The organism is Luteimonas sp. R10 (assembly GCF_045689605.1).
Classification (GTDB): Bacteria; Pseudomonadota; Gammaproteobacteria; order Xanthomonadales; family Xanthomonadaceae; genus Luteimonas.
This window is the reverse complement of record NZ_CP141262.1, coordinates 2,577,208-2,597,273: the sequence shown is the minus strand read 5'-3', so window position 1 is coordinate 2,597,273 and position 20,066 is coordinate 2,577,208. Positions and strand designations below refer to the sequence as shown.

The window sequence follows — 20,066 nt, the reverse complement described above, 5'->3', positions numbered from 1 at the left end:
TCGTCGTTGGCTAGAAGTGAGTGAAGATGAGTGAGAAACGAGAGAAGAGCTCGCCGTCGCTTTTACTCACTCCCCACTTCTTACTCCTCACTCCTGTTCACTGCGTCATGATCCGCGCCACCACGTCGGCATACGCCTCCAACTGGTCCAGCGCGACCCATTCGTCGGCGGTATGCGCCTGGGCGATGTCGCCCGGGCCGAACACCAGCGCGGTCAGGCCGGCCTGCGAGAACAGCGAGGCCTCGGTCCAGAAGTCGACCGCGTTGCCGATCGGCAGCCCCAGCGCGTCGGCCAGGTCGCGCGCCTGCAGGCGCCGGTCCTCGGCCTCGGCGACGTCGCCGGCCGGCAGCGACGGGCCGCGGAAGGTTTCCTCGTAGCGTTCCAGTGCGCCGGCCTCGACGAAGCCGCCGAAGCGGGTATGCAGTTGGTCGATGTCCTGCGACGGCAGCGGCCGGAAGCCGAAGCGGACCTCCGCCTCCGGCGCGATCACGTTGGCCTTGATCCCGCCCTCCACCTTGCCGACGTTGAAGCGCAGTCCGGTCAGGCCGCCGAAACGCTGGTGGTCCTGCGCCTGCACGAAGTCCAGCGCCCGCACGCCCCAGCGCATCGCCTGGTGCAGCGCATTGGCCTGCAGCGCGCCGGCGCCCGAGGCGTGACCGGCCGAACCGCGGAAGCGCAACCGCACCGAGGAGATGCCGCGATGCGCCAGCACCGCCTCGCAGCGCGTCGGCTCGGCGACGATCGCCTCCAGGAAGCCGTGGTCGCCGGCGAGGAAGCCGGGGATGCAGCGGGCGTCGTTGGCCTCCTCGTCGCTGGAGAACAGGAACGCGGCGTCTCCGCGGGTCGCCTGCGCGGCGGCCAGCAACCCGGCGGCCGCCCCTTTGATGTCGCAGGCGCCGAGCCCGGTCGCGCGATCGCCGGCCACCCGCAGCTTGAACGGATCGGCGCTCCAGTGCGGCGAGTCCGGCACCGTGTCCAGGTGCACGTTGAACAGCCGCCGCGGCGCGCCGCGCACCGCCAGCAGCGAGACCGCGCCGTCGCCGTGGTCGACGACCTCCACCCGGAAGCCGAGCAACTGCGCGCGGATGTAGTCGAAGATGCCGCCGGTGCCGATCGCCCGCGGCGGGTTGCGGGTGTCGAACGAGACCAGGGCTTCGAGGTGGCGAAGGGTTTCGGCAAGCATCGTGAGTCGTCGTTAGTCGAGCAGTGGTGGTGGTCGATAGCGAAGCCGGTGACGCTGTGGGAGTGGCGGCGGCATGCCGCCGCCGGGAAGTCGCGACGGCTTTCCCGCCCTCGGGTCGCGACTTCCGTCGCTCCCACAAGAAAGGCCCACAGGAAACCCGCCGCTCCTATTCCGGGCTTCCCGCTCCCGTCGCCGCGCCTCCGTTCACCTGGGCCCATAGCGTGGAACTCATGCCGTACAGCCGGATGAAGCCTTCGGCTTCCTCGACGCCCCAGTCGGCCGATTGCGCATACGTGGCCCCCCGGGCGTTGAGGATGTGCGGCGAGGACAGCGCCACCGCATCGACGCGGCCGCCACGGGTCTCCAGCAGCACCTCACCGTTGACCATACGCTGCGAGGACGCCAGGAACGCCTCCAGGTCGGTCTTCAGCGGATCGTGGAAGAAGCCCTCGTAGACCAGTTCCACCCAGCGCCTCGCGGCCTCGGGCTTGAAGCGGTTCTGCTGCTTCGACAACACCGCCTCCTCCAGCGCCCGGTGCGCGACCAGCAGCGCGGTCAGCCCCGGCGCCTCGTAGACGATGCGTCCCTTCAACCCGATGGTGGTGTCGCCGGTATACAGGCCGCGGCCGACGCCGTACTGCGCGAACAGGGTGTTGAGCCGACCCAGCAGGGTGGCGCCGTCGAGCGGCTTGCCGTCCAGTTCCACCGCCTCGCCGGCGACGAACCGCAACCGCACCTGGAGCGGCTCGTCCGGCCATGCGCGCCGCGGCGCGCACCAGCCGCGTGCGCCGTCGCCCGGCGCCTCCCACCGGTCGATCTCGCCCCCGGACAGGGTCACACCGAGCAGGTTCTCGTTGATGGTGTAGCTCATCTGCTTGCTCCGCACCTCGAAGCCGCGCTGCTCCAGGTAGGCCTGCTCGTAGGCGCGGGTCTGGGTGTGTTCCTTCTGGATCTCGCGGATCGGCGCCACGATGCGGTAGTCGCCCGAGGCCTTCACCGCGAGGTCGAAGCGCACCTGGTCGTTGCCCATGCCGGTGCAGCCGTGGGCGACGGCGTCGGTGCCCAGGCCGCGCGCGCGCGCCAACGCGGCATCGACGATGAGGTAGCGATCGGAGACCAGCAGCGGATACTGCCCCTGGTAGCCCTCGCCCGCCCAGACGAACGGCTTGACGAAGCCGTCCCAGATCGCCGGCCCGCCATCGACGGTGACGTGGCTGGCCACGCCCAGCTCGGCCGCGCGCCGTTCGATGAAGGCGCGCTCCTCGGCGTCCACGCCGCCGGTGTCGGCGAACACGGTATGCACGTTCCAACCCTGCTCCTGCAGGTAGGGCACGCAGAAGCTGGTGTCTAAACCCCCGGAGAAGGCCAAGACGATGTCTTGGCCTTCTCCGGGGGCGGGATTAGGGATTGGGGATTGGGGATTGGGGGAAGCGGTCACGTCTGGTTCCTCAGTGCGGTACGAATGGGGTGTCTTGGCTCTTGCGAATCTCCAATCCCTAATCCCGAATCACGGCTTGCGAAGCAAGCTGCGCCATCACCGCCTTCTGCACATGCAAGCGGTTCTCGGCCTCCTCGATGGCGATGCAGGCCGGTGAGTCCATCACCGCGTCGGTCGCCTTGACGTTGCGCCGCAGCGGCAGGCAGTGGCTGAAGACGGCGTCGTTGGTCCGCGCCATCTTGGCCTCGTCGACGATGAAATGCCGGTAGCGGTCGCGGATCGGCTTTTCCTTCTCCCAGTCGCCGAAGTACGGCAGCGCGCCCCAGCTCTTGGCGTAGACCACGTCGGCACCGGCGTAGACGGCGTCGATGTCGTGGCTGACCGCGAGCGAGCCGCCGCTCTCGGCGACGTTCTGCCGCGCCCAGTCCATGTAGCGCTCGTCGAGCACGTAGTCCGGCGTCGGGCACAGCAGGGTCACGTCCATGCCGAGCCGGGTGGCGATGGTCAGGGCCGAGTTGGCGACCGCGGTGTTGAGCGCCTTCGGGTGGTAGGTCCAGGTGAGCACGTACTTCCTGCCGCGCAGGTCCGGGGTGCCGAAACGCTCCTGCAGCGCCAGCGCGTGCGCCAGCTCCTGGCAGGGATGGGTGATGGTCTCCATGTTGATCACCGGCACGGTCGCGTACTTCGCGAAGCCCTGCAGCACCCGGTCCTCGCGGTCGGCCGACCAGTCGACGAACTTCGGGAACGCGCGAACGCCGATCAGGTCGACGTAGCGCGACAGCACCCGCGCCACCTCGGCGATGTGCTCCTCGGTGTCGCCGTCCATCACCGTGCCGAGGTCGAACTCGATCGGCCAGGCGTCCTTGCCGGGCTGCAGCACCACCGCGTGGCCGCCGAGCTGGAAGGCGCCGAGCTCGAAGCTGGTGCGGGTGCGCATCGACGGATTGAAGAACACCAGCGCGATCGCGCGGCCCTTGAGCGCATCGCCGATCCGGTCGCGCTTGAAGTGCGCGGCATCGGCGAGCAGCGCGTCGAGCTCGGCTCGGGTCCAGTCCTGGGTGTTGAGGAAGTGCTTCATCGATGGTCCTGTCGGTCACCCCACCGGGGCGGTCGGAAAATGACGGCGCAAAAACGAAAAAACCCAGCGTGAGGCTGGGCTTGTCCTGTGAAACTCGATGACGCGAGCTCCGGCTACCCAGCGTGAAGGCAGGTGTCCGGTCGGCGCGCGCGCGAAGTCATGCCCGCGGCCATGCGGGCGGAAGTGAGGATCTGGGCGTCGGCGCGGAGCTGGGTCATCGCGGCGGCATCGTCGCACGTGGCGCCATCGGCCGCAAGCACGAATGCGGGCGTGTTCATTGCCCGCTGGAGCTGACGACCGGCGTCACCGAGACCCGCACCCGCACCCGGTTGCCGGGATCGTAGGGCAGGCGCGAACGGTACTTGACGCCCTTGTAGACGTAGTCGACGTCGTAGCCGATCGGGCGGCGGAACTCGCGCTCGATCGGGACCATGCGGCAATCGCCACCGGCCGAGGGCGCGACCTCGTCGATCTCTTCCGAGGGCGTGAGCACGTCGCGCACCGCGCCGACCACCCGCGAGAGCCCGCGGCGGTCCTCCTCCTGCCGCACCGGGGTCGCCGGGTCGCAGCGCTCGACCATGCTGGTCGCGCGCAGGGTCTGGTGCACCGGCTCGGCGCTGAGCACCTTGGCGTAGTCGATCCGCACGTTCTCCTGCGGCGCCGCCGGCGGCTGTGCCGGAAGCATCCGCTCCTGCGCCACCACGGCCGGCACCGCCGCGAGCGCGGCGAGCAGCAGGATGGTCGGGAACGGAAACGGACGCAGCATCGATGTCTCGGAGACCGGCAGCTTCGAAAGTGTAGGCCGCGGGCGTGCCGCTGTGCTGAATCCTCGCTGTCGTGAGTGCCGGGCGACCGGTAGAATCGGTGGATTCCCTCTCCTGTGCCGCGATGAGCCTGCGTCTTTTCAACAGCCTGACCCGCCGGGTCGAACCGTTCGCGCCGCTGGACCCGGCCTGCCCCACCCTGTACGTCTGCGGGCCCACGGTCTACAACTATGCCCACATCGGCAACGCCCGCGGCCCGGTGGTCTTCGGCGTGCTGGCGGCGCTGCTGCGCCGGCGCTACGGCGATTTGCGCTATGCGCGCAACATCACCGACGTCGACGACAAGATCAATGCCGCCGCCCGGGAGCGCGGCGTGCCGATCTCCGAGATCACCGACCGCTACGCCGCCGCCTACCGCGAGGACATGGCGGCGCTCGGCGTCGCCGCCCCCGACATCGAACCGGCCGCGACCGCCCACATCGGCGAGATCGTCGCCATGATCGAACGCCTGGTCGGCAGCGGCCATGCCTATGCCGCCGAGGGGCACGTGCTGTTCTCGGTGGCCAGCTTCGAGGGCTACGGCAAGCTGTCGCGGCGCGATCCCGACGAGATGCTGGCCGGCGCCCGCGTGGAGGTGGCGCCGTACAAGCGCGATGCCGGCGATTTCGTGCTGTGGAAGCCCTCGACCGACGACCTGCCGGGCTGGGACTCGCCCTGGGGCCGCGGGCGGCCCGGCTGGCACATCGAGTGTTCGGCCATGGCCGCCGCGCATCTGGGCGAAACCATCGACATCCACGCCGGCGGCATCGACCTGCAGTTCCCGCACCACGAGAACGAGGTCGCGCAGAGCGAATGCGCCCATGGCGGCCGCACGTTCGCCCGGTTCTGGCTGCACAACGGCATGCTCACGCTGACCGGCGCCAAGATGTCCAAGTCGGCGGGCAACATCGAGAAGGTCAACGACCTGCGGCAGCGCCACCCGCCCGAGGCGCTGCGCTACGCCCTGCTCTCGGCGCACTACCGGCAACCGCTGGACTGGTCGGACAACCTGATCGAGCAGTCGGTCCGGACCCTCGACCGGCTCTACGGCACCTTGCGCGACCTGGCCGCGGTCGAGGCCGCCCCGCAGATCCCGGCCGCGATCGAGGCCGCGCTCGACGACGATCTCAACACGCCGCAGGCGTTGGCGGAGCTGGCCGGCATCGCCGCGGACGCACGCAAGGCGGACAGCGACGAGCTCCGGAAGCAATCGAAATCGCAACTGCTCGGCGCCGGCCTCGCCCTGGGGCTGCTGCAGCAGGATCCGGCGGCCTGGTTCGCCCGTGGCGCCTCCGGCGACGACGACGCCCGCATCCGGGGCTTGATCGACGAGCGTGCCGCGGCGAAGAAGAACCGCGACTTCGCCCGCGCCGATGCCATCCGCGAACAGCTGGCGGCCGAGGGCGTCCTGCTCGAGGACACCCCGCAGGGCGTTCGCTGGAAGCGCGCCTGAAGCGCGATCATGTCTGCCAGTCCTCTTTGCAGTGGCGGTGGCACACCACCGTCGGGAGGTCGCGACATTCGCCGGGGCGTCGCCTCGTGGGAGCGACGGAAGTCGCGACGACAACGCCGGGTCGGCGACGCCCGGCGCCATGTCGCGACTTCCGTCGCTCCCACAGCAGGCAGGGGTTCGGCTGCGGCCCTCCCGCATGCGTCGGTTTTCGAGCGAATGCGGAGCGCCAGTGCCGCGGCGCCTTGAATCGGCCACGCCCGACACCCAGTTCGAACGCAGGAGTTGCACCCGCGCGTCCCCGCGCAGCGCACCGGAGAACAAGGCAATCCAATCCGTGACCGAACAGCCCTTCCCCCTCGAATCCACCCCCGAAGCCGCCCAGGCCGCGATCCGCGACGAGTTCGCCTTCTTCGGCGACTGGTCCGAGCGCTACCAGTACCTGATCGACCTCGGCCGCAAGCTCCGCGAATTTCCGGAGGAATGGAAGACCGAAGAGCACCGCCTGCACGGCTGCCAGTCGATGGTCTGGATCGTGCCTTCGGGCGATGCGGGGCGGCTGGATTTCGCCGCGGTCAGCGACTCGGCGATCGTCTCCGGCCTCGTCTACCTGGCGCTGCGCGTGTACTCGGGCCGCAGCGCCCGCGAGATCCTCGACACCGATCCGGACTACATCGCCGCGATCGGCCTCGCCAAGCACCTGTCCCCGACCCGCAGCAACGGCCTGGCGGCATTGCTCGCGTACATCCGCGAACAGGCGCAGCGGGCGCTGTCGTAACGGCTGCAAAGGGCGGCCGCGTCCTTCTTCGATCGCCGGACCGCCAAAACGAAAGCGCCCGCCGCTTCAGGCGGCAGGCGCTCCCATCGGTTCCGCTGCGGCAGGCCCGAAACCGGGATCCAGGCTCTTCCGAATCCCGAATCCCGAATCCCCAATCCCTGCCTTGAGTCAGTCGCCGATCTGCTTCTGCAAGAAGAATCGGCGCATAACTTGTTGTTTTAATTAACTTCCATTCGTGACCGCGAGAGGAGGTACCCCCTACCTCGCCGATTGTTTATTCTGAGTTCATCATTTTGAGGCTTTTACAGTGATCGGCACGCATACGCGTCTGCGACCTGGGAGGCTGTCAGTTGCCGCTGAATCGGTCCGTTAACACAGATCGCGGTGCCGGCCCCGCAGTTCGAAAGATCATCGAGCGTTTCGGCTTCGAAGTGGCGTTGGCGCCGCTTTCAATGCGTTGGTTCCGTGTGGCCGGCGTCGCTGACCGCTGCCTCCTCGCTCCGCCGCGGTCGGCCTCGTGTTCGCTTATCGCCATCGACATGCGGCCCCAGCGGCGCCACACGCCGCGGCGGCGCAGGCGGCCGCGCGCCAGGCAAACATCCGCCGCCCAGACCGCGGAACAACGAGAGGCGCCGCGGCACACGGCATGCGGCTCGCGAGCCGCAAGTCGCTGGGATACCAGGCGGGCAAGCAGGTACTCGGGGACGGCCGGATCATGGCCGAAGAGGCCACGGACACGAGTCGATCGCTCTATCAGCGGGCGAGGGACGCGATCAAGAAGCGATTCAGCGACGAGTAGCACCGTCGTCGGCCATGCCTTCGGATCGTGATCCTCTGGATTCATGAAGGGAGGGCGCCCCTTGTCGCGCCAGTAGTTCGCGATCAGCTCTTCTGGACTGCCGTCGTGACTACCCATCCGCCCAAAACTCGCTCCAACTCCTCGCGCTCACGGTCGCGCTTGACCGTCTTTTCCTTGTTGGATGACTTGCGTCCGATTCCTGAGAGAAATGCTCCAAGTACCATGCCGACCACCGTCAGTTTCAGTCCGAAGAGGATCGCGAGCCCAAGACTACTGTGCGCAGCTCCGATCAGCAGGCCTATCCCTGCCCCTAGTGCGATGCAGCCGTGGAAGACGAACCTTCTCATTCAACACTTGCTGCCCAAGCGACTGCCTCGAAGCTGAGGCTACTCTCCTTCCGAATTACTGCAAGATCAAACTGATCCTGCCTACCCCCGGATTTAAAGAGTTCCGCTCAACTACCGCGGCTTCGGCGCCGTCTCCCTGATGACCACATGGACGATCCTGCGCAGACAGCGAAGCTCGCCTGCCAGCGTTGCCGCCAACTCGCACCTTTGCTCACCCCTCCTTTCGCTCTAAATTTCGACCTCGGCCAACAGATTGACGACCTCGCACTCAATGCTGTTCAGTTACGGGGTATCATGGGGCCGCGCTCCAAGTCGGTCACCACCAGCATCATCGGCGATCAGGAAACAGCGAAGAACCGCGTAGGCATTCGTTCGTCCAGAAGCGTGCTGGCAGCACGCAATTCAGGGGTATCTAGAAAGCGCCTGTGCATCAACTGGCCGCACAGCACAGCTGCAAATCCCAACAGACTCATACCTTGGTGATGCGCCATATGTTCACGGACTATCGTGCCCTTACATTCCGAAAGTGAAGACGCGCGGCCAAGCGTGAAGTCCAAGGCCTCGTAGTATCCATACCTTGCAAGCATGCCCAGCCGCTCAAGGTCGGTGAGGTTTCTGACGGCGGCCTGTGGCTCAATCAACAGCGCAAGCGCACTGGAATAAGGTGACACTACCATCTCTGCCACGGAACGCGGCTTCAAGCCGAGTGAGCTGATGCCGAAATCACAATAGCGATAGTTGAAATTCTCGTCGAACTCCGCATAGGCAGATTCTGATATGCCCCACGGCATTGCTCTTTCTCCCCCATGACGTATCTGCATCGCCAATGCTCCATGTCGAGAGACATCCAGCAGAGATCCTGGCACTACCGGCATCAGTAGGTCCGGCATCAGATACTCAAAGATCGAGCCTCCCCACGACAACAGTGCGGGGGCGCGGCGGTGATACGTGAACTGACGGCCAAGCGCAGCCCACGCCTGTATCGGGATATCATTGCGGGCGGCAGCGATATAGACGGTCAACCTCACTTCAGAAGCGAGCAAATCGTAATGGGCATCGTCCCTGACGCCAGACAGCGCGTCGATGCCTATGTGCAGCATCTGACGTTCCGTGGAGAAAAACAGATCGAAACTGCAGTCCATGAGGCGGTCACACAAGCCCACCAATACAGCGACCTTCCTTTCCATTTCGCTCGCATTGGTTGCGTGCGCTTCCTCAACCGCAAGCGCGTTGCAGTGGTTCCACAGCTTTTCCGCCCAATAGCGCGCGTCCGCTTCCGCCCCTGACGACGCGGCTGAACGCAAATGCTCGGCGGCAGCGGTCAGCTTCTGCAGTTGCAGATCTTCAACTTCACCTCTGCTCTCGCACATGTGCAGCGCAGCATCCAGCTGGAACGCGAAGTCGGCCAGTTTTCTTTCGTCGATATGAGATCTGGAGTCGCACAATACGGCGAAGGTGCCGGATACTCCTGACAGCATCTGCGGAATCGTGGAGTGATCAAGCGACATCCCGAGCAGCGCGGATCTAAGCACCAGAACGCACGCAACGAAGTTTCCGCTGTCGACAGCGGACACATAGGAGGACTGCGGCTTACTACTGGCGCCGATGCTGTACCAGTTGTACAGGTGTCCGCGGTACTTCTCCAGCCTCTTAATCTCCGCAAGACTTCTTTCGATCCGCGATAGGCACTCTGTCCTGCCGATGTATCCCAAGTCGTAGGCGGCGATGATGGAGAGCAACCCAAAGCCGATATTGGTCGGTGACGTTCGCAATGAAACATCCGGTCGTGGCAACTCACGAACATTGTCCGGAGGAAGCGGAAGCGCCTCGTTCGTGAAGTCCTCGAAGTACGCCCACGTCCGTCTCGCTGCTCGTTGCAACAGGGCACGATCCTCCTCATCCAGGACCGGCGCCGGCGCATACCTGGGGCGAGACAGGCGTAACCCGGCCAAGGGGGCGACGCACCAGATCACCCCCCATGGAACCGCATGCCACAGCGTCGGGATGCCCAATGCTGCCAATGACCCGGCACCTACCAAAGCGAACGCGATGGCCGCCGATGTTGCGCGCGCCCGCTGTGCCGGGGAGTTCTCGGCGTGCTGCAGCAGGGAGAAGGGTTCCCACTCCAGGAGCTTGCGATGAGAGGCTCTAAGGCGCCACTGCGCCTTGGCGATCGCCATGACGCTCGCCGCCGCCGATTGCGGCAGCGTGGCCATCGCGTAGATCGGCCTTGCCAACGCCAGACCAATATCGGTGAACGCTCCCGTGTTGGTCACGCCATTGAGGCTGTCAGTGACCTTGATCCAAAGGAACCGCATGCAATCCAAGAACGGCTGGAGAAGATAGAGAAGCAGAACGACAACTGCGAGCGCGAACATCCCGGGATGAAGCCAGGCAACGACCAATGCCGCCAGGGCAGCGGGCTCGACGAGGCTTCGTCTGAGGCTGTCGAATATCTTCCAGCGCGAAAGCGTCGATAGCGTGTTCCTGGTGTACCCCGTTCGAACCGGAACGTAGGGCCACAACCAGGCGCTGATCTGCCAGTCCCCTCGGATCCATCTCTCACGCCTGCTGAGGTCGACGAGCTGCGACTTGGCCGGTTGTTCGTACACTTCGACGTCGGCGGCCACAGTCGATCGGGCATAGCATCCCTCAATCAGGTCGTGACTGAGTATGCGATTGTCCGGAAACCTATCCTTCATGACGTTCCGAAACGCAGCAACGTCGTAGATTCCCTTTCCAACGTACGATCCTTCCACAAACAGGTCGTGATACAAGCTGGAGGCCACTAGCGAGTACGGATCGACCCCTCTTTCCCACTTCTGCAGGCGCTGGTAGCCGGAGGCGCCTTGGCTAGGAAGCCTGAATGAAACCCTTGGCTGAAGGATCGCGTGGCCTGCGCCGACGGATCTGCCGCCATCCACCAGTTCCGGCCGGTTGAGCGGATGATCGATTGTCTCCACCAGCCGACGCACGCCGCCCCATGACATCTCGGTGTCGCTGTCGAGCGTTACGACATAGCGCGCACGTGACTGCTCCGGGACGCGTCCTACGAGCCGGTCAAATAAGCTATCGGCTTCGCGCAGGAGGAAAGCATTGAGCGCGTCCAGCTTCCCGCGCTTCCGCTCGTATCCCATCCACACGCCCTGATCCTCGCTCCATACCCTGTCCCGATGCAGCAACAGAAATCTGGTGCCGTCCGCCGCCGGATACTTGTCGTTGAGCCGCTCGATTGCCTCAGCCGCCGCATACCACGCGTCGTCATCGTCCGGCATCGACTTGGAGGGCGCATCTGGAAAATCGCTGAGCAGCGCGAAATAGAGCTGACTGTCGCGATTTGCGAGGAACCGCATATGCAGATCGTCAACCAGTGAAATCGCGCCTGCGCGGCTTTCCAGAAGACAGGGAACGACTACCCAGGTACACGCTCTGGAAGGCAATCCTTTGCGGTAGTCCATCCTCGGGAGGGGGCGTGGCCGTACCATGAACGTCGCGATCCACGCGATGAACGCGGCCCCGATCTGGCTTGCGACGACAATGCAAGTAGCGGCAGCGACCAATCTCATCAGCCCGGAAGCACCGGACCCGGCGACCCACAGCATGATTCCGGCTGTGACCGTGCCCGCGATGATCAACTGCGCTGCAATGAACGCCCATATGAGAACGCCCGACTTCCTCAGACACTCAAGCCGCTGGCGGTCGGTCCTGCCCCCGATTTGCTGCCGGACGCTGGCAACACCCTCATCCAAGAGGTAGTAGCCTACGTGCCTCGCGCGTTCGGAAGCAGCCGCGGCAGCGGACTGTTGCGCCAGCGCTATGACAATCTCGGCTACTTCCGCCTCAGTTCTTCCAGACTGGACCGCCAGGTCAAAGACTCGCCACCGGTAGCGCTCGCGCGTGATCGCATCCATGTCCGGATAGTCGCCGGAAGGGTCGCGGGCGAGAGTCGACTCTGTGACGCTGACGGAGCAGATGAAGTGGGACCAGCACAGTTTACGAAGGGCCCTTAGGTTTCCAATCCAAGCTTCTATCACTGCCCCGCTTTGCGCCCGGCCTCGCACCGCTCCGTCGTCCTCGGTGGAATCGGGTGTCGATTCACTCAGGTCCGGACTGGTCTTATCGCGCCGACCGGCGCGGAATCCCCCTCGCCGGTCGGTGCCGTCGCAGCGAGCGCATTCGTTTGTCGACCCAGCCCCAGACTGCAAAATCCGATCCAGCAAGATGAGACTTAGAAGTGGGCGAATCGCATGTAGCTCAACTTGCTCAAGAGCGGCATGGCGTTGGTATGCCGATATAGCTTCTCTCAATGAGGACGCACTTAGCTCCTCGCTCAGTTGCACTGCAAACTGCTCCACGAACTGCTGAATGCGAGCTTGCACACCTCCTTCGGCAACGACGAACGGCAACGTGTATTTCGCGACCTCACGGAACTCGGACGCGATCTCCTTGAGCGTTGTCTGCAGAAAGTGACTGCTTCTAAGAAGCGGGTGGATGTCATCTGCTGGAGCATGGCTATCGACACGATCAGGAATGGCCGACAAGCAAGACTCCAATCCAGCATTGCAAGCCAGCAGTGCAGCTTCCGGCCTCAAGCGCGATCGCGGGCGCTGCCATCGGGCGTGCTGGCGTGCAAGCGCTTCGTAGCGATCAGCCGCGTACTTGACGCCGCGGTCACTCGGCATCACGTCTTCGTGTTCACACTGAATCTTGGCGGTAACACTCCAGGCACCGCATCTCGACCCCCTTGCGGGCGGGCTTATCTCGACAGTCGTGTCGTCTTGCAAGTCATCCATATGCTGACCGGCCACTACAACGTACCTGCATGAAGCTGCCGGATTCGCCAGGTACCGGCCACTACTTCGACCAAACGTTCATCGCAAACTTTGCGCCGGACCTGACCGGCGTACCGGTGTGCAACGCGAAGGGGTTTGGATTTTCCTCGTCCGTGTAGTTCCTGAAGTACAACGCTGCACCCTTTCTCGGCGCGATCGACTCGCCAAACAGCGGGAAACGCGTCTCGCCACCGACAAAGTCATCGGTCAAGTAGACCAGAATCGTCCACTTCCTCAGCCCGAAGGCCGACGACTGCCCAGGCGGGGAATGCATGTCCACGTCGAAGTGACATTGATACGACTCGCCAGGGCCGTATCGCACGACCTGCAAATCCTCGAACTCCAGTTCGGCGTCACTCACGAGTTGGCGGGCACGATCGAAGATGCTTGCCTGCATCGGTATCAGGCTGGAATTGAGGTACGCGCTCTGACTGGTCCTGACTGGCGAAACCTCCAAGGCGCGTCCGACAACGCTGCGCTGGAAGTGTCTGCTGGCTTGCCCGACGATTTCATCGCATTCGGAAGCATCCAGAAAGCCCGCTTTCAGGCCGAAGCTGGCCCGGAACTGCTCCAGCGAGCGCTCGTCCATCCCACGTTGCTCGTCGGCGATGAGCTGATCCGTGGCACCTTCGGTGACCAAGGCTACTCCATCCCAAACCGCCGCGAACTCTCGTCGCGACATCGCCATCGCTTCCCCAGCCCCCTCGTGCACCACGACTCCGTCCTTGTAGCGGCGCAGGACAATAGCGAGCGACCGCCTGCCGGGATGGCGTGTTAGGAAACAAAAAAGCGGCGGCGTGAGCTGGTGGGTCCGCCTTGACGCCAGATAGTATCCGGATGTTCCGATGCCGACCCGATCCAGCAGCTTGGCGACATAGCTCAGACTATGCTCTTCGCCTTGGGAGCTCCAGCAGGCGTTCGCAAGCTGAGCGCGCGAGTGCGGTACACGACCTTCGGCCAGGAAGATCGAGATCAGATTGAATAGCGTGCAACCATCCAGGATTTCCAGTGATCGGGATCTTAGTCTGAAATCACGCTGCCTCATGACGACGAGTTGCCACCGCAACTGACGGTTAGGGCAACACCCTCCGCTCGTTTCCGATACCCGGATACTTGCTGTTGGCCCAGTCCAAGAGAACCCTTTCAGGCTCCGCCGAGCTCGACAGACGACCAGATGCGAAGATCGTCAGTATGGGCTTCCGGTCACATCCACTTTCCTTACAGCGAAAGTGGATGAGCCCCGCTCCAACCACATTGCCGCTCTGATCGGTGACTACGGCGCCCTTCTCCTGACAGTTGTGCTGGCGGCAACCGGTCTGCAGCGACAGGCCGCCGCCAACCGACGCGAGTCGCTTTGACGTTCCGTCGGCGTTATCCGGGATGCCCATCGCAAGCAGTAGCTGCTCACTCAAGGGCGCATCCGGGACGATGTAATCGCCCCGGGCGCTCCCGAAGTAAGATTGCGCAGCCGTAGCCACGTCGACCGCCGCGCCCGATGGCGCCGGTGCACTGCTGGATTCGGTCATCTGTGCGGTCTGGCTCACCGGTGCGGTTTCGTTGCGCGGGAGGGCACAGCCAACCAGCGCGGCACAGGAAAAGGCCATCAGCGAAATTCTAGGGATGGTCAACATGGGTTCTGTGGCGTCGGCAGCACATAGTCGTCGTTGTTTATCTCTTCCAAGAGCATCGCGGCCTCGGCTTGCCGTCGTGTCGGGAAGTCGTCTCCAAAGTTCATCAGATTGTCGTACGCCCCTTGCCAATCTCCTGTCGTGACTTGCGTCCAGAAGTTCGGTGTTTCGTTCATGATTCCAGGGATACCGTGCTGATACGCAACGCTATAGATCACAGTTTGCACATTCGCGGGCAACTGGAAGAAATCCGCAAATGCGGCAGCCCCATTGTAGTGCGTCTGTAGGTCGGCAATGAACTGAGCCCGCACCAAGGAATCCAGGGTATCCGCGTCCTGTGGAGTAATGACGAGATTGCCAGCGACCGCGTCTGCGGCGGCGCCTTGCTGGGTGGTGTACGGCAACAGCGTATTGATCAGCGGCTGCGGAATACCGATGGCTGCCATGCTGGCTTGGGTCCGCCCAAACAGATCGACACCGGTTGCCACCGTCACGCCGCTATTGGCGTGAGGATTGCCGTTCGCGTCCCGCGGCACGTAACCCTGCGTGGCCTGGGGTCCCTCGAACTGCTCGAGCGCTTCAAAGTCGATCTCGTTGGCGGGATTCTCACAATTGGGATTGGGCGGAGGTCCCGGTGGCGGCGGCGGCGGCGGCGAGCCACCCCCGCCCGGCGGCGATGGAGGAGACGGCGGTGGCCAGGAAGGTGGCGGCCAGGAGGGCGGAGATGGTGGTGGTGGCGTTCCGGTCACCGTGATCGGAGGGAACGTCTCAGATTCGTCCTCCGCGGATACCGTGCTGCCAGCGATGGTTTTCAGCTCATCGGGAGTCAACTTCTTCATAACAAATCCTTGATATTTCCGCGTCAAGCAAGCACGGATCTCGCCTGACTAAGGCGGCCGAAGAAGAGCTTTGATCGCGCCACACTTCAATCCAATGTTGCCTACGTCACTTGCATTCCGCACGACCCCAGCCCACGTTTGCGCGAGACATGCAAGGAGAAGCCTCGTTGTTCGTAATCAAGTACAACGAACTATTTCCAGACCGTTTGAACGCCTCTTGAATCCAACTTAAGCCAGCAGTTGGCGTCGGGCGTGGCGGCTGCAGGTTGACATTCATTTGATCGGCAAGCGCACGTATATCGACGCACTTTTCGCCTGCATGCGCATTGCCGCTGAACTCTATGATCATGACGTTGATAGGGCTCTTTTCATCCACGCCCTGCATGCAACTGGTAAAGCTTGCGCCCTTGATGCCAAGCGCATTTTCCTTGGCCTCCACGGTGTAGCTCCCATGGTAGGGACCGTCATTGACTTGCTGAACTGTTGAAAGATCAAACAGCCACGCCACGTCCCCAAGCTGGGGACGCTCCATCTTGTAGTCCAGCAGACGCTCGAGCCGGGTCAGCGCCGCCTGATGCGATGCATCTTGATCAGGCGCCATCATCTCGCTTGCGCCAACATCCGTCGCTCCCCTCTCCGTTCTGGCAGAGCAAGCGCTTGTCATAGCCGCAAACACCACGGCTGCAATGGAGGCTTTGACAATACTCCACATAGGAACGCTCAAGGACTCAGCCGCCTCCTCCGTAAGTTTCATCCCAATGTGACCCGTAGAACTCCTCCATCGTCCGACCGTCGCTGCGCGTCAGCGCACCGTAGATCTGACCCAACTGCTGAGTTCCTTGGGCATGAGTCAGCTGACCATTCTGCACCTGGTCGTAAACCGCCCAACTGCCTGCAGGCATGTTGACCGTGCCCAGACCCGGAAAGGTAGCCTGCCCCCCGCGAATGAAGCTCATCTGATCGTACATCGCGCCACCTTCGTTGTAGAGGTAGGTGTTGATGTACGTGGTTCGGCTGGGGGTAGTCGAGCCGAAATCGACGGGATACGTGAAATGATACAGCTCGTGGGCGAGAACGGCCGCTGTCAGATCGGGATTCCCGGTGATGCCCGAACTGATCTTGATGACGCCGCCGTCGAACACGCCATTCGCGCCGAGGTTATCCACCACCTGGATATTGAGCCCCAGAGTGATCCTGTACCTACGCAGGCGGGCCTTGGCCAAGGTGTTTGCGTTGATACGTTGATCAACCGCAGCCCCTAGCCCAGAAGCGACAGGAGCGCTCGGCGGTGATCCACCGCCACCACCGGGCGGCGGAGGAGGCGACGGCGGCGGAGACGGCGGTGGCCAGGAGGGCGGTGGCGATGGGGGAGGTGAAGGCGGCGGTGGCGATCCAGTCACCGTGATAGGCGGAAACGTCTCCGTCTCGTCCTGCGCGGTTACCGTGCTGCCGGAGATCGTTTTCAACTCGTCGGGAGTCAACTTCTTCACAAGAACTCCTTTAAGATTTCCGCATCCACCAAGCTGATGGACCGCTTGCGAATGCAGAATCGAAGAAGACTTTTGAGCCTAGCACAGCATTGGGCAGCATCATGCTACCAACTGATGACTTCACTAACGTAAATCTGCAAGGCGAGTCACACTTCACTTTTCGTGAGCACTCGGAGCTTCCAGCGAAGAGAGTTGCGTAGCGAGAAGTCATTGCAGTGGGGCCTGTGGCGCACGGCACGATCTCCGGTAATTCTTGATCACGGACGCGCATTCATTCAGGTGAGCGCCAGCAACCAACCATTCGATAGCAAGCCTTAATCTACTCGCACCAAATCCCGCTCGCAAATCCGCCGTATCGTCTTCTGCGATGGTACGCCCGGGCAACGGACGCTCGCTGACCTGACGGGCGTATCACTTGCAGGAAAGGAAGGCCGATGGAAAAGCCAGTTCAAGCGAACCAAGAGGAACGTTCAAAGTGGACCGACCTCATCAAAGAACTTCTGGAATCCCGCACAACGACCTCGCGAGAAGTTCATCGAGGCGAACTGACGATCATCGGCGCAGGCCTCGGCCTGATCGATTTCGCCGCCGATTCGGAATCCGCAATCCGCGCTGCCGACCATGTCTTCCATTGCTTGTATGACCCGATTACGCAAGCTTGGATCAATCATCTGCGCCCTGACGCATATGACCTTTGCGTGCTCTATAGCGAGGCATTGACGCGCTATGAAACATATGTGCAGATGGCCGAAGCAATGCTGCACTATGTCAGACAAGGCAAGCGAGTCGTCGCCATCTACTACGGACATCCTGGTGTCTTTGCGTCACCTACGCACAGAGCAATGGCCATTGCTCGGGCGGAAGGCCACTACGCGACAATGCGGCCCGGCATCTCTGCATTGGACCATCTCATCGCCGATGTAGGATTTGATCCGGCGTACCCCGGCCTGCTTACCTATGAAGCGAGCGATATGCTCCTGCGAAACAGATTCCTAGATACTCGACTTCATGTCGTGCTTTGGCAGGTCGGACTGATTGGAGAGTTCGGATACAGGAAAACGGGCTACAGGAACGATGGATTCGGGGTGTTGGTCAGAACACTGACTCAACGGTATGGCCCTGATTGGACGCTCGTTCACTACGTTGCTTCCCGGTTTCCGGGCACCGAACCTTTGATCGAGAAAGTACCGATCAAAGGACTTCGTGACAGTGATTTCGTCGGCACTCTCTCGGCCCTCTCCACATTCTATATTCCGCCTAGAGACGCTGCCCCGACCGACAGGGACGTCGCATTTGAGTTGGAAGTCATCACGGAGGGAGAGTCTCCGGGAAGATCGCCGCCTACCTATGACATCGCTCGCTACCAACGGGACGAACTGGAGGCCATTGACAAGCTGTCCGCCTTCTCCTTTGACCTGCGACGCTCTGCGATCACGTTGACACCGGCAGTCGCTTTCGTTGTTTCGCTGTCACAGGACAGGGCTCTCCTGGATCGCTACCGACGCGATCCGCGAAACGTTCTGGAGGAGCCGCGTTTCGGCGATCTGTCCCAGCGTGCCAAGGATCTTCTCGTGATCGGTCATCCGCTCGCCGTCGAAGCCATTCTGCGCGAACGCCTTTGATACCTCGTTCGCCGCTCCGCCAACGTGCACCTGGAGAAACCGTCTTGCTCCCCGCTCGCAGGCTTCCACCGTCGAGTTCGGCACCGTTTAGGGCGCACCGCCTTAAACGACCTTCGGTGATCTTCTCGAACTGCCGCCTTCCCGAGCTTGGGGAGGAAGAGCTATTGGCGCAATACGCCTTTGTTGTGCGAGACAGGGAGTCGGCGTTGCAGGGGTCCAGCGAGGAATCGCGCGTGTTCCTTGCAGATCGCTACGGCGGCCTTGGAATGGCGTTACACGGAGGCTCAGGCCGTGTCGGCCACGACGGACGTTTTGAGGCGAAGGGCATCGGTCTCACGCCGCTGGCGACATCAAGGGCCGTTGACCACGCCTATTCAAGCGGCGAGGCGTCCGTAATTGAGTGCATCTTGGAGCTGATCTGGGGCGAGGTGCTCGAGGAGGCACTGCCGCACGGCGCCGTCCGCAGCCTGGCGGTGCTTGATACGGGATTGCCCTTCGAAAGCGCAGGTGATCTGGCTTCGCACGATGTGTGCTCGATGCGAGGCATTCTGGTGCGGCAGCGCGCCTATCGGCCCGCTCATTTCATGAGAGCCATCTATGCGCAAGTCGCTCCGGGTGAGCATCTGGTACCAGACCACGTACGCACCGCAAACGCCATCAACGCTTTACCCTATCTGCTCCCGCTGCCTGCCGAATCTAACGACAGGCCGATGTCCCGGGTCGAGCGACTGCATGCCGGAATGCACGAGATGGTGGAACGGCTGGCCCGACAACATGCCGCGGCCCGTGCCCGGCGCTTCATGCACGGGGCCATCACCGCGTCCAACCTAACGCTGGACGGGCGCTGGATCGACTATGAGTCGACGTCGCACGTGCCGGTTTTCGGCAGTTCCGAGCACTTCTACCCGCCGTTCTGGAGCGACGATCGGGGGATCTGGCGGACGATCGAGTACCTTTCCTACTACATTGACAAGTACTTCGACGACGGTGACCCCGGAATACGGAACAACTACGTGGAGCTGTTCCATCAGCGCTTAGCCAGTGAACAAAGAACGGCGTCCCTCAGTGTCCTGGGAATACCGGAGGGACTTCTCACAGACTTGGACTCGAAGGACGCCTTGGTCATGGACAAGTTGGGCGATATCGTGCTCAGAATCGCCAAGAGCGGGAGGACAAGGCCCTTCTGTGGTGCGGACACCGATTTCCACACTTTCGGCCACTACAACCTCGCCGACATCGCCGTGCGCCTCGCCGCCACCGATCAGGACGAGTCGCGGGACCGCATGCTGTCCGCCGCTATCAGTTGTCCCGCGCTTCGGGAGAGACTGGTTACCACATACAACCACGCCCTTGGTGTTCTACGGCGGCATAACACGGTTCGGTCCTGGCATCGGCGCGGTTTGGCAGGCTTACTGATCTTCGGCGCCACCAAGTTGGCCTCGCAGTTCCCTTTGTTGCGCGAAGGAAAACTCAAGTCCAAGCTGGAGGCCATCTGCGCGGAGGTACCCGATCGCGTGGATCTTCGCCATGCAATCGAGGAACTTCTTCAATCCATCGTCGCAGATGTCAAGCTCGCAATGAGCGGCTATCGAGGTGATGGCATCGTTGTCGCAAACGATCATGGCTCTGCGCTCAAGTTCTACCCAACAACCGCCGAGCTGGTTTACCTTGACAACGGATCAGCGGAACGCCTCAGGATACACTCGCAGTTTGATGTCCCTAAGGACCTGACGCAATCCATAGCGCTTATTGACCGTTTCAGCCAACGCACTGGTTAGT

At 62.7% G+C, this 20,066-nt stretch carries 16 protein-coding genes; 5 read left to right on the top strand and 11 right to left on the bottom strand.

Annotated elements, in window-relative coordinates; all coding sequences use genetic code 11:
* Nucleotides 1-97: 97 nt before the first annotated feature.
* The 4 genes from U3649_RS11300 to U3649_RS11285 all read right to left on the bottom strand — a co-directional run bounded on the left by U3649_RS11300 (nucleotide 98) and on the right by U3649_RS11285 (nucleotide 4,465).
* Complete coding sequence (locus U3649_RS11300; protein ID WP_407351429.1) at nucleotides 98-1,183, bottom strand: acetylornithine deacetylase; 1,086 nt, start codon at nucleotides 1,181-1,183, stop codon at nucleotides 98-100.
* A gap of 166 nt (nucleotides 1,184-1,349) precedes the next feature.
* Nucleotides 1,350-2,621, bottom strand: coding sequence for an argininosuccinate synthase (locus tag U3649_RS11295; protein ID WP_407351428.1), 1,272 nt, complete (start codon nucleotides 2,619-2,621; stop codon nucleotides 1,350-1,352).
* 58 nt (nucleotides 2,622-2,679) lie between these two features.
* Nucleotides 2,680-3,699 carry an N-acetylornithine carbamoyltransferase gene (locus U3649_RS11290; RefSeq protein WP_407351427.1) on the bottom strand — a complete coding sequence of 340 codons (1,020 nt, stop codon included), beginning with the start codon at nucleotides 3,697-3,699 and terminating at the stop codon, nucleotides 2,680-2,682.
* Nucleotides 3,700-3,973: 274 nt separating this feature from the next.
* The gene (locus U3649_RS11285; protein ID WP_407351426.1) at nucleotides 3,974-4,465 is read right to left on the bottom strand and encodes a hypothetical protein; all 492 of its coding nucleotides are present in this window, start codon (nucleotides 4,463-4,465) and stop codon (nucleotides 3,974-3,976) included.
* Between the two features lie 122 nt (nucleotides 4,466-4,587).
* Between U3649_RS11285 and cysS the strand changes: the two genes are divergently transcribed.
* From cysS to U3649_RS11270, 3 genes are all read left to right on the top strand, one after another.
* Nucleotides 4,588-5,955, top strand: a complete 1,368-nt coding sequence (gene cysS / locus U3649_RS11280; protein ID WP_407351425.1) for a cysteine--tRNA ligase — start codon at nucleotides 4,588-4,590, stop codon at nucleotides 5,953-5,955.
* A gap of 334 nt (nucleotides 5,956-6,289) precedes the next feature.
* A complete protein-coding gene (locus tag U3649_RS11275) occupies nucleotides 6,290-6,730 on the top strand; it encodes a SufE family protein (RefSeq protein ID WP_407351411.1) in 441 nt (146 codons plus the stop codon).
* Nucleotides 6,731-7,376: 646 nt separating this feature from the next.
* A complete protein-coding gene (locus tag U3649_RS11270) occupies nucleotides 7,377-7,529 on the top strand; it encodes a hypothetical protein (RefSeq protein WP_407351424.1) in 153 nt (50 codons plus the stop codon).
* A gap of 83 nt (nucleotides 7,530-7,612) precedes the next feature.
* On the opposite strand, the gene U3649_RS11265 is transcribed toward U3649_RS11270, so the two are convergent.
* The 7 genes from U3649_RS11265 to U3649_RS11235 all read right to left on the bottom strand — a co-directional run bounded on the left by U3649_RS11265 (nucleotide 7,613) and on the right by U3649_RS11235 (nucleotide 16,398).
* Nucleotides 7,613-7,876, bottom strand: a complete 264-nt coding sequence (locus tag U3649_RS11265; RefSeq protein WP_407351423.1) for a hypothetical protein — start codon at nucleotides 7,874-7,876, stop codon at nucleotides 7,613-7,615.
* A gap of 338 nt (nucleotides 7,877-8,214) precedes the next feature.
* Nucleotides 8,215-12,558 (bottom strand): glucoamylase family protein, encoded by a 4,344-nt coding sequence (locus tag U3649_RS11260; RefSeq protein ID WP_407351422.1) that lies wholly within the window; start codon nucleotides 12,556-12,558, stop codon nucleotides 8,215-8,217.
* Between the two features lie 172 nt (nucleotides 12,559-12,730).
* Entirely contained in the window at nucleotides 12,731-13,753 is a 1,023-nt protein-coding gene (locus tag U3649_RS11255) for a prolyl hydroxylase family protein (protein WP_407351421.1), read from the bottom strand.
* Between the two features lie 28 nt (nucleotides 13,754-13,781).
* On the bottom strand, nucleotides 13,782-14,339 hold the full coding sequence (locus tag U3649_RS11250; RefSeq protein ID WP_407351420.1) for a hypothetical protein: 558 nt from the start codon (nucleotides 14,337-14,339) through the stop codon (nucleotides 13,782-13,784).
* Nucleotides 14,333-15,175: a pesticin C-terminus-like muramidase gene (locus U3649_RS11245; protein WP_407351419.1), complete on the bottom strand. Its 843-nt coding sequence runs from the start codon at nucleotides 15,173-15,175 to the stop codon at nucleotides 14,333-14,335. The genes U3649_RS11250 and U3649_RS11245 overlap by 7 nt, the downstream gene beginning before the upstream one ends.
* 106 nt (nucleotides 15,176-15,281) lie before the next feature.
* Nucleotides 15,282-15,899, bottom strand: a complete 618-nt coding sequence (locus U3649_RS11240; RefSeq protein ID WP_407351418.1) for a hypothetical protein — start codon at nucleotides 15,897-15,899, stop codon at nucleotides 15,282-15,284.
* Nucleotides 15,900-15,903: 4 nt separating this feature from the next.
* A complete protein-coding gene (locus U3649_RS11235; RefSeq protein ID WP_407351417.1) occupies nucleotides 15,904-16,398 on the bottom strand; it encodes a hypothetical protein in 495 nt (164 codons plus the stop codon).
* A gap of 701 nt (nucleotides 16,399-17,099) precedes the next feature.
* Here U3649_RS11235 and U3649_RS11230 point away from each other — a divergent pair.
* The gene (locus U3649_RS11230; protein WP_407351416.1) at nucleotides 17,100-18,287 is read left to right on the top strand and encodes an SAM-dependent methyltransferase; all 1,188 of its coding nucleotides are present in this window, start codon (nucleotides 17,100-17,102) and stop codon (nucleotides 18,285-18,287) included.
* A 116-nt stretch (nucleotides 18,288-18,403) separates the two neighbouring features.
* Complete coding sequence (locus U3649_RS11225; RefSeq protein ID WP_407351415.1) at nucleotides 18,404-20,065, top strand: hypothetical protein; 1,662 nt, start codon at nucleotides 18,404-18,406, stop codon at nucleotides 20,063-20,065.
* Nucleotide 20,066: the final 1 nt, after the last annotated feature.

Excerpts from the sequence above, each read along its gene's own strand:
- U3649_RS11300 (WP_407351429.1), bottom strand. The coding sequence starts at position 1,183 with ATGCTTGCCGAAACCCTTCGCCACCTCGAAGCCCTGGTCTCGTTCGAC.
- U3649_RS11245 (WP_407351419.1), bottom strand. The coding sequence starts at position 15,175 with ATGAAGAAGTTGACTCCCGATGAGCTGAAAACCATCGCTGGCAGCACG.
- U3649_RS11255 (WP_407351421.1), bottom strand. The coding sequence starts at position 13,753 with ATGAGGCAGCGTGATTTCAGACTAAGATCCCGATCACTGGAAATCCTG.
- U3649_RS11260 (WP_407351422.1), bottom strand. The coding sequence starts at position 12,558 with ATGCCGAGTGACCGCGGCGTCAAGTACGCGGCTGATCGCTACGAAGCG.
- cysS (WP_407351425.1), top strand. The coding sequence starts at position 4,588 with ATGAGCCTGCGTCTTTTCAACAGCCTGACCCGCCGGGTCGAACCGTTC.
- U3649_RS11230 (WP_407351416.1), top strand. The coding sequence starts at position 17,100 with ATGGAAAAGCCAGTTCAAGCGAACCAAGAGGAACGTTCAAAGTGGACC.
- U3649_RS11290 (WP_407351427.1), bottom strand. The coding sequence starts at position 3,699 with ATGAAGCACTTCCTCAACACCCAGGACTGGACCCGAGCCGAGCTCGAC.
- U3649_RS11285 (WP_407351426.1), bottom strand. The coding sequence starts at position 4,465 with ATGCTGCGTCCGTTTCCGTTCCCGACCATCCTGCTGCTCGCCGCGCTC.
- U3649_RS11250 (WP_407351420.1), bottom strand. The coding sequence starts at position 14,339 with ATGTTGACCATCCCTAGAATTTCGCTGATGGCCTTTTCCTGTGCCGCG.
- U3649_RS11265 (WP_407351423.1), bottom strand. The coding sequence starts at position 7,876 with ATGAGAAGGTTCGTCTTCCACGGCTGCATCGCACTAGGGGCAGGGATA.
- U3649_RS11270 (WP_407351424.1), top strand. The coding sequence starts at position 7,377 with ATGCGGCTCGCGAGCCGCAAGTCGCTGGGATACCAGGCGGGCAAGCAG.